Annotated in this window: 10 protein-coding genes and 1 pseudogene; all 11 read right to left on the bottom strand. The window is 73.3% G+C overall.

Features of this window, described 5'->3' with window-relative positions; genetic code table 11:
• Positions 1-296 (bottom strand): annotated as a pseudogene (locus ACFDS6_RS14615) (glutamate--cysteine ligase); the annotation flags it as partial.
• 147 nt (positions 297-443) lie between these two features.
• Positions 444-1,571 (bottom strand): OmpA family protein, encoded by a 1,128-nt coding sequence (locus tag ACFDS6_RS14610; protein WP_375272832.1) that lies wholly within the window; start codon positions 1,569-1,571, stop codon positions 444-446.
• A gap of 113 nt (positions 1,572-1,684) precedes the next feature.
• Complete coding sequence (locus ACFDS6_RS14605) at positions 1,685-2,182, bottom strand: DUF2793 domain-containing protein (RefSeq protein ID WP_375272831.1); 498 nt, start codon at positions 2,180-2,182, stop codon at positions 1,685-1,687.
• The gene (locus ACFDS6_RS14600; protein WP_375272830.1) at positions 2,175-4,310 is read right to left on the bottom strand and encodes a phage tail protein; all 2,136 of its coding nucleotides are present in this window, start codon (positions 4,308-4,310) and stop codon (positions 2,175-2,177) included. The genes ACFDS6_RS14605 and ACFDS6_RS14600 overlap by 8 nt, the downstream gene beginning before the upstream one ends.
• A 2-nt stretch (positions 4,311-4,312) precedes the next feature.
• Positions 4,313-4,723 carry a peptidoglycan endopeptidase gene (locus ACFDS6_RS14595; RefSeq protein WP_375272829.1) on the bottom strand — a complete coding sequence of 137 codons (411 nt, stop codon included), beginning with the start codon at positions 4,721-4,723 and terminating at the stop codon, positions 4,313-4,315.
• On the bottom strand, positions 4,720-5,547 hold the full coding sequence (locus ACFDS6_RS14590) for a DUF2163 domain-containing protein (protein WP_375272828.1): 828 nt from the start codon (positions 5,545-5,547) through the stop codon (positions 4,720-4,722). The genes ACFDS6_RS14595 and ACFDS6_RS14590 overlap by 4 nt, the downstream gene beginning before the upstream one ends.
• Positions 5,544-7,814 (bottom strand): DUF2460 domain-containing protein, encoded by a 2,271-nt coding sequence (locus ACFDS6_RS14585; protein WP_375272827.1) that lies wholly within the window; start codon positions 7,812-7,814, stop codon positions 5,544-5,546. The genes ACFDS6_RS14590 and ACFDS6_RS14585 overlap by 4 nt, the downstream gene beginning before the upstream one ends.
• A 258-nt stretch (positions 7,815-8,072) precedes the next feature.
• Entirely contained in the window at positions 8,073-8,678 is a 606-nt protein-coding gene (locus ACFDS6_RS14580) for a tail tape measure protein (RefSeq protein ID WP_375272826.1), read from the bottom strand.
• A complete protein-coding gene (locus tag ACFDS6_RS14575) occupies positions 8,671-8,880 on the bottom strand; it encodes a phage tail assembly chaperone (protein ID WP_375272825.1) in 210 nt (69 codons plus the stop codon). Before ACFDS6_RS14575 ends, ACFDS6_RS14580 begins: the two co-directional genes overlap by 8 nt.
• The gene (locus tag ACFDS6_RS14570; protein WP_375272824.1) at positions 8,877-9,191 is read right to left on the bottom strand and encodes a GTA-gp10 family protein; all 315 of its coding nucleotides are present in this window, start codon (positions 9,189-9,191) and stop codon (positions 8,877-8,879) included. Before ACFDS6_RS14570 ends, ACFDS6_RS14575 begins: the two co-directional genes overlap by 4 nt.
• Entirely contained in the window at positions 9,188-9,595 is a 408-nt protein-coding gene (locus ACFDS6_RS14565) for a phage tail tube protein (RefSeq protein ID WP_375272823.1), read from the bottom strand. The genes ACFDS6_RS14570 and ACFDS6_RS14565 overlap by 4 nt, the downstream gene beginning before the upstream one ends.
• Between the last annotated feature and the right edge of the window lie 212 nt (positions 9,596-9,807).

Here is a 9,807-nt window from a genome sequence, read left to right as displayed (position 1 = left end):
TGCCCCGCCGGCTCCAGGCTGACCGATCCGTCCGCGCCGGTCAGCGCGATGATCTTGCCGTTCTCCTCGATCGGGCGCCAGCCGTACTGCTCCAGCTCGACCAGCAGCGCGCGGATGCCGGCCGGCTCGTCCCACGACGGCGCGTGGTGATCGGCGCGGGCGTAGACGAACTTCTCGTGCTCGGTCCCGATGCGCCAGCGGTCGCGCGGTTTCTCGCCGGACGCGAAATGATCGATGAGTTGGTTGCGCGATTCTATGACCGCTGCGTTGCTGTCCGAAACGGTCTTCGTCGTCATGGTCGCGCGCTTACGCGCGGATGAAGTGCAACGCTAGGGGTCGCGTAAGGGGTCGGCGCGAAGCACCGAACCGACCTGTCTCACAACGAAAGAGGGAGGCCGGCGATGTGCCGACCTCCCCAATTCTTCTCGTCAGTGACGATCGACTTACTGGCCCGAACCCGGCCCGTAGGTGATCTCCACGCGACGGTTCTGCACTTCGCGCACGCCGTCGGCGGTCTGGACGCGCAGGCGGGTCTCGCCGAACGCTTCCGTGGTCATCACGCCGTCCGGGATACCCTTCGAGGCGAGATAGGCCTTCACCGAGTCCGAGCGACGCTGCGACAGGCCGACGTTGTACTGCGAGGAACCCGACGTGTCGGTGTAACCCGCCAGCATGACCTGCGCGTTGCTGCAGGTCTGGTACTGCGTGACCGCGTTGTCGAGGATCGACGCGGCTTCCGGCGTGACGTCCGACTTGTCCCACTCGAAGAACACGATGAACGGACCGGGCGAGCAGACCACATCGGCCGGCGGCGGCGGCGGCGGCGGGGGAGGCGGCGGCGGCGGCGGCGGCGGCGGCGGCGGTGCGGCCGGCTCGCCGAAGTTGTAGGTCACGCCGCCCAGGATGCTATGCGAACGGAACCGGCCGTCGTAGTTGCTGCCACGCGCGTCGATGAGGTCGACGTTGTCCGCGTTGAAGAAGCGGTACTTGACCGACACGTCGACGTGCTCGCTCAGCGGCGCACGGATGCCCGCCAGGGCCTGCCACGCGAACACGGTGTCCGAGTCGTCGATCAGACGGTAGCCACGGCCGAGCGCGAAGCGCGACTTGACGCGCGCCACACCGGCACCGCCGCCGACGAAGCCCTGCAGACCATCGTCCGGACCGAAGTCCAGCAGGCCGTTGACCATGAAGCTGAGCGCCGAGGTCTTGCCACCGGCATAATCGTAGTTGCCGGCAGCCGCGGTCTGCGCCGCCAGCGGGCCGGTCGGGATGCGACCCGACGAGCGCAGCGAGTCAACGGTCGCTTCGCGATAGCCGACTTCCGCCTCGAGGCGGAACGCACCGAAGTCGTAACCGATCACGCCATCGACGTCGTAGCCGTAATCATGGTCAACGGTGGTGGTGCCGCTCAGGCCATTGCCGACAACAGCGCCGGTAACGTCGTAATCGATGTCTTCGACGATCATCGCACCGCCTTCCACGCCGACGTACCACGCGTTGTCGCGGGCAAGTGCGGGCGAGGCGAGCGCGGTCGAAGCGAGCGCCACAGTTATGGCAAGCTTCCGCATACTATTCCCCTTTCCTTGATGTCACTACGGACAGCGCAAACCCACTATCGGAGCCAAGGTTTCCGCACAAGCGATCAAAATAGCTGAGTGTGGCCGCGGCGCAACAGTTTCGCTCACCCGATCAGCCCGTGGGTACGCAGCGCGGCGATGACCGAGGTCACGGCGGCGCGTGCCTCCGCGTCCACCACGCCACCGCCGGTCGGCAAGGGAACATCCGGCTGGCGGCTCGCCACCACCTGCTCGCCGTCGACCATGAGGCGCTCCGCGCGCAGCACGCCCCGCTCCCAGGCGTCGTGGAACGTCACCGGCATCCGCCACGCGCGGCACCACGCCGACAGGCCCGCACGCGCCGCGACAAAGCGCCACCCACCCGCGGTCCATCCCGCAATCGCGCGCGCGTTCCCCGCCCAGGCACCCGTCGGCGCGTCGCCGACGATCCAGCATTGCCCCGGCTGCAGATCACCGGGCGGCACGTCGATGCCCACGTCCTCGACCACCGCCCCCATTGCCAGGTCGATGAGCGCAAGTGCCTCATTATGCGTCTGTTCCTTGTCGGCCTGGCCGATATGCAACACCGGCAGCGCGAAGCGCGGCGTTTGATCCTCACTCATAATTGGTTCCCCAGCTGATGACCGACTCGCGCGACGGCGCGACCGCCCCGATCTGACTGACCGCGACCCGGACGCCGCCACCCGCGCACTCCTGCGGCGACACGCCGACACTCGCTTCCTCGACGATCAGCACGCGCGCGCCCGTCGCGCTCTTCACCGCCACGCGGTAGCGTTCGCGCTCCTCGCCGAGCGGCACGTCGCCGTCGTCCCGGCGCCAGCCGAGCCGGCTGCGCCGCACCCAGCGGACGCGCGCGCCGCCGTCCTCCTGCGCCTCCCAGCGCAAATGCACCGGCGCCGGCGGCGCGACCGAGCGTCCGGTCACCCCGGTTTCTGCCAGCGCCGGACCGGTCGCGTCGCCCACCCCGCCCGCGGCGATCCGCACGCGGTCGCCGATCCGCACGGCGCCGCTCGCCGGCACCAGCAGCGATTCGCGCTCGAGCAGCACGAGCCGCGTGCCCGCCGGGTGCGCGGACGACTCGCTGCCGGCCCAACCGCGCGACAGTTCGGACAGGCGCCAGCACGCTACCGAGACCTGCTCCGCGCGCGCGAACCGCACCACCTCGTCGCCGAGCAGCGCCACGTTAGCGCCGCGCGCCAGTGCGTCCGCGTCGGCACTCTGCAGCACCATGTCGTCGTGCAGCAGCGCGACCTCGATCACGCCCGCGCGATCGAGCAGCGCGGGGCTGCCGCGGCGCAGCGGGGCGCGCGTCGTGCCGATCACCGCCGGTGCCGCGCTGCCGCCGATCGCCTCCCACGTCGCGCCGTCGTCGCGGCTCAGCTCCAGCGCCGCCTGCCGCCAGCCGGGCGCTTCGCCCGCCGCCGCAATCGCGATCCTCGGGCTGCTCCACGCTTCCTCGCCGCTCGGCGGCAGCTCGAACGCGGCGATCACCGTGCGCCCGATCACCACGTCGGGATCGCCGATTACCTGCCCTGCATCGGCGGGACGCGCGGCGATGCTCGGGCTCAGCGGCACCAGGTCCAGCGTCACCCGCGCCGCTTCCACGCTGCTGCGCGTCACGCGCCAGACGCGCGGCTCGCTTCCCACGCGCACCGCGTCGCCCGGCGCCAGCGCGATCGCGCGCGCGTCGGCGACGACCTGCCGGCCCTCGCGCATACGCTCGCGCGTCAGCAGCGTGGAAAGCGCCAGCGCCTTGGCCTCGCCCGCGGGCACCGCCGCCGCGACCGGCAGTTCCTCGTCCCTCGCCCCGCCACCGCCGCGTGCCGCGCGCTGCACCCCGATCTGATAATCGCGCGCGGGATCGTAGTGCGACACGGCGACGCTTGCCGGCGATCGGTCGATCGGCTGCCGCGTCCGCGACACCGTGTGCGCGTCGAGCGTGACCGGCGCGGCGGTGCGGTTCGACAGCGCCACACCCGCGCCGCGGCTCGCGAACCACCCGCCGCTCAGCGTCGCCAGCGTCTCAACCGCGCCCGCCACCGTGTCGCCGCTCGCCGCATAGCCGTGGACGAGCGTGTCCGGCCCCCCGCCCGCCAGCGCGCCGTCGTCCAGCGCGCGCGCCACGTCGCCGACGCGCACCGCGCTCTCGTCCGCCACCACCTCGAAGGTGAGCGAGGGTATGCGGTTGCCGAAGTCCGCCAGTTGCAGCATCTCGAACACGGCGTAGGCGACGCCGCGATGCGCCGGCACGGCGTCGCCCCCCACCGCCGCCGCGATCAGCGGGTCGACGCGCTGCGCCTCGTCGCCTCGGTATAGCCGAAAACTTGTCCGCGCCTTCCAGTCGCCCGCCGCGCCGCGCAGCAGCTTGCCGTCCGCCCAGATGCGTTCCACGCCCAGTATCGCGCGCGCCGACAGCGCCACCGCGAACGACGCGGCGTAGCTGTAGCTGGCGGCACTTCCCTGCCCCTTGCTGCCGCGCGTAGTGCCGCGCTCCTCGATCAGGTCGGTCGCCCAGATCACGCATCCCGCCACGCGCATGCGCCCGAACACCTTGGGGATCTGCGTGCCGTAGCTCGATGTCTGGACCTTGAGCTCGCTCAATCGCGGCCCCTGCCGTCCGCGGGGTGCGAGCACGCGGCGATCCACCGCCTGTCCCGCGATCGCGCCCAGCGCGGCGCCCACCGGCCCGCCGATCGCGCCGCCGACCGTCGTCAGCACCAACGTCGCCATGATTATCCCTCCGCCTGATGCCCCGCCGCCACGCGCCACGCCGCGACCACCGGCCACTCGACTACGCCCACGCGCTCGACCACTCGCCGCAGCCCCGCGTCCGCGTGCACGATCCCGCTCAGGGTACGCACCGCCACGTGCAGCTGCGTCGCGTCGACGCGCAGCAGCAGCACGTCGCCCGGCTCGCCGCCATCGCAGCGCACCAGCCCCGCCGGCTCGTCGCGCGCGTCCCACCTGGCCGATCGCAGCGCGTAGTCCGCGCGCACCGCCACCCGCACTCCGCCCGCGCGCAGCGCCGCCAGCGCCACCCCGACGCAGTCGAGCCCCAGCGCCGGGTCGCGCCCCTGCGCGCGGAACCGCACCCCGACGAGCGCGCGCGCCGCCGCCGCGACGCGTTCCCCCGCCGCGCTCACGCGCCGGGATAGCGCGTCAGCAGGTCGATACCCGGCAGGTACGGCTCGCCGCGGAAGTTGACCGCGTTGTTGAACCGACCCGCGCAGGTCGCGATCCGCTTGTCGCACCCCTCGATCACCTCGATCAGCACGCCCGCCTCGACCGCGAAGGGCGGTGCCGCGCGCAGCGTCACGCGCGCGCCGTCCGAGTCGAGCACCGCGCTCTCCAGCCCGCCGTTCGCGCCGCCCAGCCAGCGCATCCGCCCCTCGGCATAGGCGCCCGCGCTCAGCTCGGCAGCGTCGAGCAACAGCATCGCCTCCCCGCCCGCCCCCTCGGCCAGCTCCTCACTCGCCACCACGCGCGCGAACCGCCGCCGCCCCGCCATCGCCACGCGGCAGCGCCGGTTGCCCAGCTCGGCACGGCACTCGGGCGAGGTCGCCTCGGTCACCGCCCGCTCCAGCCGCGCCGCCACCCCGCGCAGCTCCGCGGAGAAGGCGCCGTCGCGCACCTCCACCTCGCCGATCGTCCCCTCGCCCAGCGCGATCGGCACCGCGTCCGCGTCGCTCCAGTCGACCGCGCTCATTGCCACGCGCGCGCCGTCCCACCGCCCGGCATCCAAGTCGCGCGCCGAGATTGCCGCCGCGTGCAGCGCGCCGCGCGCGTCCATCGTGTCCGCGTCCAGCCCTTCCGCGCGCACGATCGCCGACGGCGTCATCCCCGGCGCCGCGCGGTACGTCACGCCCGCCACCACCAGGTCGCGGTCGTGATCGCACAGCGCCAGCGTGACCCCGTCGCGCCGCTCCACCAGCCAGCACAGCGCCAGCGTGCTCAACCGGTCGCTCATGCCTCGCGCACCTCGACCAGCGGCACCGACGCCGCCTCGCCCGCCAGATAGGTCGCGCGCGACACGCTCAGCCGGTCCTCCGCGAAGCGCACCGCCACGTCGAACGTGAACGACGCGGTGACGGCCGCGCCGGCCGCCGGTGCGCTGTCGAGCATGACGACTCCGGCCTCCGCCAGGACGAAGCTCTGCGTCTCGCGCCCGTCGACCGCGACGCGGACGCTGCCGGCCACCGGCCGCGTGATCCGCCGCGCGGCGTCGCCGTAGCGCTTCACGAGTGCGAACGCGCGCGTGCGCGCATCGCCGACGCCGATCGCGACATCCTCGCCCACGTGATCGAACGGATCGCGCAACCGGAACGCGCGCGCCGGCCCGCGCCGCGCGCGAAAGAAGTCGAGCAGCGCCGCCACGTCCGCCTGCCCGCGCACCCCCGGCCCGGCGTCGAAGCGCGTCCTTGCCCCGTCCCAGCGCGCGCTGCGCATCTCGTACCCGCCCGCGCCCTCGACCACGTCGGTCGAGAACGCCGGCGACACCTCCGCCTCGCGCCCCAGCGCCAGCGGGAACGCCACGTCGTCGAACGCCTGCATCTCGTCCTCCCCCTCGATTTCCCAAATCGCCAGCCCGTCGCGCATCACCTGCGGCAGCGCCCACAGGTACGTCGCGCGCACCCCGCGTGAGCGCGCCGCGTCCGCCGCCGCGACGATCAGCCGCCACTGCGCGCGCTCCTCGCCGCGCAGCACGAAGCCTGCGATATATTCCTGCCGCTCCGCCGGGTAACCCAGCCGCGCCACCGCCGCCGCGGCGCCCGCCGCGCTCGACGCGGTGTCGCCCGCCGTCACCCAGTCGTAATCCTCCAGCTGGAGCACGTCGAACGCAGGCGCCGCCCAGCCCGGCGGCATGTTCATCCGCCGCGCCTCGGGCGCCTCGCGGTCGAGCACCGTCGGCAGGTACGCCAGCAGGTACGTCTCGCACGCCGGATGGTCGCGCCGCACCGCCGCTGTCAGCGCCGCGGTCGACGCCGCCAGCATCGCGCCCGCGCGGTCCAGCGTCGCGCACTGCTCGACGTCCAGCACACCCCGCACGCTTGGCACCGCCGCCGGCCGCAGTGCCGCCACGGCGTGCTCGTCATACAGGCACGGCCGCCCGTCGGGCATCGTCCACCACCACGGCTCGCCGACCTGGAACTTCGGCGCCAGTCCCGCCGCCACGCCCAGGTCCACGAACGCGCGCGCCACGTCGTGCAGATACGCCATCGCCGCCGCGTTGGCGGGCGACAGCAATGTCGACGGCGGCACCCAGCCGGTCAGCGCCGGCGATCCGTCCGCCGCGCGCTGCTTCCACGCTTGCGGCGCGTGCGCGTCGAACAATTCGTAGCTCAGCGACCAGATCACTTCGAAGCCGAGCACCCGCGCCCGCCGCGCGAAATCGCCGTGCCACGCGGCGCACGCGACGTTCAGCGCCCCGCCGTCCAGCGTCACCACGCTCTCCGCCAGCCGGAAGTAGTGGCTCATCCCGACATAGTGCGTGATCGCCCCGCGATAGCCGAGCTGCAGCGCGTTGCGCAGCAACCGCGCCGGCGTCAGGTGATAACTGTCGTCGTACCCGCCGCAGATGCGCAGGTCGTGCTCGGGCATCACCACGTCGCCGATCGCCAGCACGCTGCCCGCGCCCTCGCACGAAATGGCGCTCAGCTCGACCCAGCCCTCCGCCAGCGCCGGCAACGCGCCCCCGCCCGCGTCGTACCCCGGCGCGACCAGCGACACGAACATCCGGTCGACGTCCCCCGCCCACACCGGGTCGGCCTCGCCCGGCAGCAGGAACCCGCCGTCGAGCCTCGCGAAGTCGATCGCCACCGCCGCGTCCTCGGGCGTGCCGGTCGCGTAGTTCCACAACCGCACGTACCAGCTGCGCGGCTGACCCTCCGCATCGCGCCCCTCGATCGTCAGCACCGGGCCGTTGACCGCGTCGAGCGGCATCACGCCCTCCGATCGCCAGCGGAACGACAGCCGGCAGTCGCGGTAATCGCGCGCCGTCTCGTACGCCAGCAGCGGGTGGTCGTGCGCGTCCGCGCTGTCCCAGATCAGCCCCGCCAGATCGTCGCGGCGGTAGAACACCGCGTCGACCCTCAGCGCGTCCGGCGCGGTCGTCGTCACCGCCGCCATCATCGGCCGCGGGAAGTTGACCGTCCAGAACAGCGGATCGAACCGTGACACCAACCCCGCCGCCTGCCCCCGCCGCTCGGCGTGGAGGTGAAACCCCGTTTCCGTCATCCGCCCCTCCCCAGATCAATCACATGTGCAGCCGTTCGCGCAGCCAGGCCGATCGCCACCGGACGCGAGCAAGAGCCACCGTGCGGCCATCCACGCTCAACGTCAGAGCGGTCCCCACCCATTCGATTGACCGTCATCCCGGACTTGATCCGGGATCCCGCTACCTTCTCGCCTCGCCCAGTAAGCACCAGCCCGTAACGGGCCCGCCACGCCTTGAGCATGCGCATCAAGCCGGCCGAAACCTGCGCTAGCCGCCCGTCACCCCGCCTCTTCCAGCGCGCGCCGGACCGCGCGCGCCACCTGCCGGCTCGACCGCGCCATCGTCTCCGCCGCCGCGCCCGCCGGCGCGTTGACGGTGATCGCCACGCGCACGTCGCGCGCGGCCCCGCCGCCGCTCGCCACCACCTGCCCGCTGCTGGTCGGCACGAACATCTCCGGCCCGCGCTCGCCGACCATGTACGCCCGCCCCGGCGACACCGGCCCGCCCGTCGCGCGTCCCGGCAGCCCCAGCACGCCGAGCAGCCCCGACAGCAGCCCCCCGCCTGCCCCGCCGCCCGCTCCGCCGCCGCCTTGCCCTGCCCCGCCGCCCCGGCCGATCTCGCCGCCCAGGCTCCCGATCCCCGCCGACACGGCCGCGCGCGCGATCTCGGCCAACGCCGACAGCGCCACGCCGCGCAGGTCGTCGAACCCCAGCTTGCCCGTCCTGATCGCGCGCGCCAGCGCGGCCTCGACCGCGCGCCCGGCGCGGTCCGCGCCCGCGACCAGCGGCCCTTCCAGCGTGCCGCGCATCGCGCCCACGTCGCGCGCGAACCCTTGCGTGTCGGCGCGCACGCCGATCACCAGCTGCTCGATCTCCTCATCCATCCGGATATGTCTCCCGCAATCGGGCGAGCACGCCGCCGTCCGCCGGCTCGCCCGCCTCGCCCATCCCCGCGCCCATCACCGCGTCCACCAGCGCCGCCGCCTCGTCGGGCGTCGCGCGCCAGAAGGCTTCGGGCGACCAGCCCCAGGCCGCGCCCATCAACCCCGCCAGCCGCCGCGCGGCACCCGCGAACGTCGCGCTCACCGCCCCGCCAGCACCTGCCGCAGCAGCACGCGCAGCACCGGCGTCGCCGCCGCCAGCCCCGCCGCCGCGACCGCCTCGCCCAGCCGCTCGCGCGTCACGCCCTCCGGCGCGTCGTGGCGGCAGTGCCAGAACAGCGCCACGATCTCGGCCAGCAGCATCCGCCCCTCCGCCGCGCGCTCCACCAGCTGGAACAGCGAGCCGAGCTCACCCTCCGCCGCCACCAGCGCGGCGAACGTCGGGCGCAGCACCACCTCGACGCCGGCGACGCGCACCGCCGCCTCGCCCCGCGCCGGGTTCGCCGCCGCGCTCACGAACTCACCACCGGTCCGGAGCTCTCCAGCGCCAGCGTGTAGCTGCGCTCGCCGTTGTAATCCCCGGCGTAGTCTAGCCGCGTGACCAGGAACCGCCCGGTCATGACCTCGCCGCCCTCGAACGTCAGCCGATAATCGTCGATCGTGCCGGACAGCGCGCTCGCCTTAACGCGCATTTCCGCGTCCGACCCGGTGAACACGCCCGCGCCCGACACGCTGACGTGGCGCACCCCCGCGCCCGACAACAGCTCGCGCCACCCGCCCGAATCCTTGCTGGTCACCGCCACCGCCTCGCCGTTGACCGACAATTGCGTCGTCCGCAGCCCCGCCATCGTCCGGTACACGACCGGACTGCCGCCATCCCCGACCTTCAACAGGAACGCCGACCCCTTCTCCACCGCCATCAAATTTCTCCTGCCAAAAAAATCCTTCTCCCCTGTGGGGAGAGGGAGGGAGCACCGAAGGTGCGGAAGGGAGAGGGGCCGCCCGGAAGCACCCCCCACCCAACCCCGCTACCCCGCCAGCACCCGCACCCGGTGATCCACGATCGCCGCCCACGCGCCCTTGCCCGCCGACACCACGCGCGACCGCACCAGCACCACGCTCGCCACCCGCC

Origin of the sequence: Sphingomonas sp. (genome assembly GCF_042095875.1) — a bacterium.
GTDB lineage: Bacteria > Pseudomonadota > Alphaproteobacteria > Sphingomonadales > Sphingomonadaceae > Sphingomonas.
This window is presented reverse-complemented; position numbering and strand designations above follow the sequence as displayed.

What these genes read in the sequence shown, in the direction of transcription:
- ACFDS6_RS14610 (WP_375272832.1), bottom strand. Translation starts at nt 1,571, where the DNA reads ATGCGGAAGCTTGCCATAACTGTGGCGCTCGCTTCGACCGCGCTCGCC.
- ACFDS6_RS14605 (WP_375272831.1), bottom strand. Translation starts at nt 2,182, where the DNA reads ATGAGTGAGGATCAAACGCCGCGCTTCGCGCTGCCGGTGTTGCATATC.
- ACFDS6_RS14600 (WP_375272830.1), bottom strand. Translation starts at nt 4,310, where the DNA reads ATGGCGACGTTGGTGCTGACGACGGTCGGCGGCGCGATCGGCGGGCCG.
- ACFDS6_RS14590 (WP_375272828.1), bottom strand. Translation starts at nt 5,547, where the DNA reads ATGAGCGACCGGTTGAGCACGCTGGCGCTGTGCTGGCTGGTGGAGCGG.
- ACFDS6_RS14585 (WP_375272827.1), bottom strand. Translation starts at nt 7,814, where the DNA reads ATGACGGAAACGGGGTTTCACCTCCACGCCGAGCGGCGGGGGCAGGCG.
- ACFDS6_RS14580 (WP_375272826.1), bottom strand. Translation starts at nt 8,678, where the DNA reads ATGGATGAGGAGATCGAGCAGCTGGTGATCGGCGTGCGCGCCGACACG.
- ACFDS6_RS14565 (WP_375272823.1), bottom strand. Translation starts at nt 9,595, where the DNA reads ATGGCGGTGGAGAAGGGGTCGGCGTTCCTGTTGAAGGTCGGGGATGGC.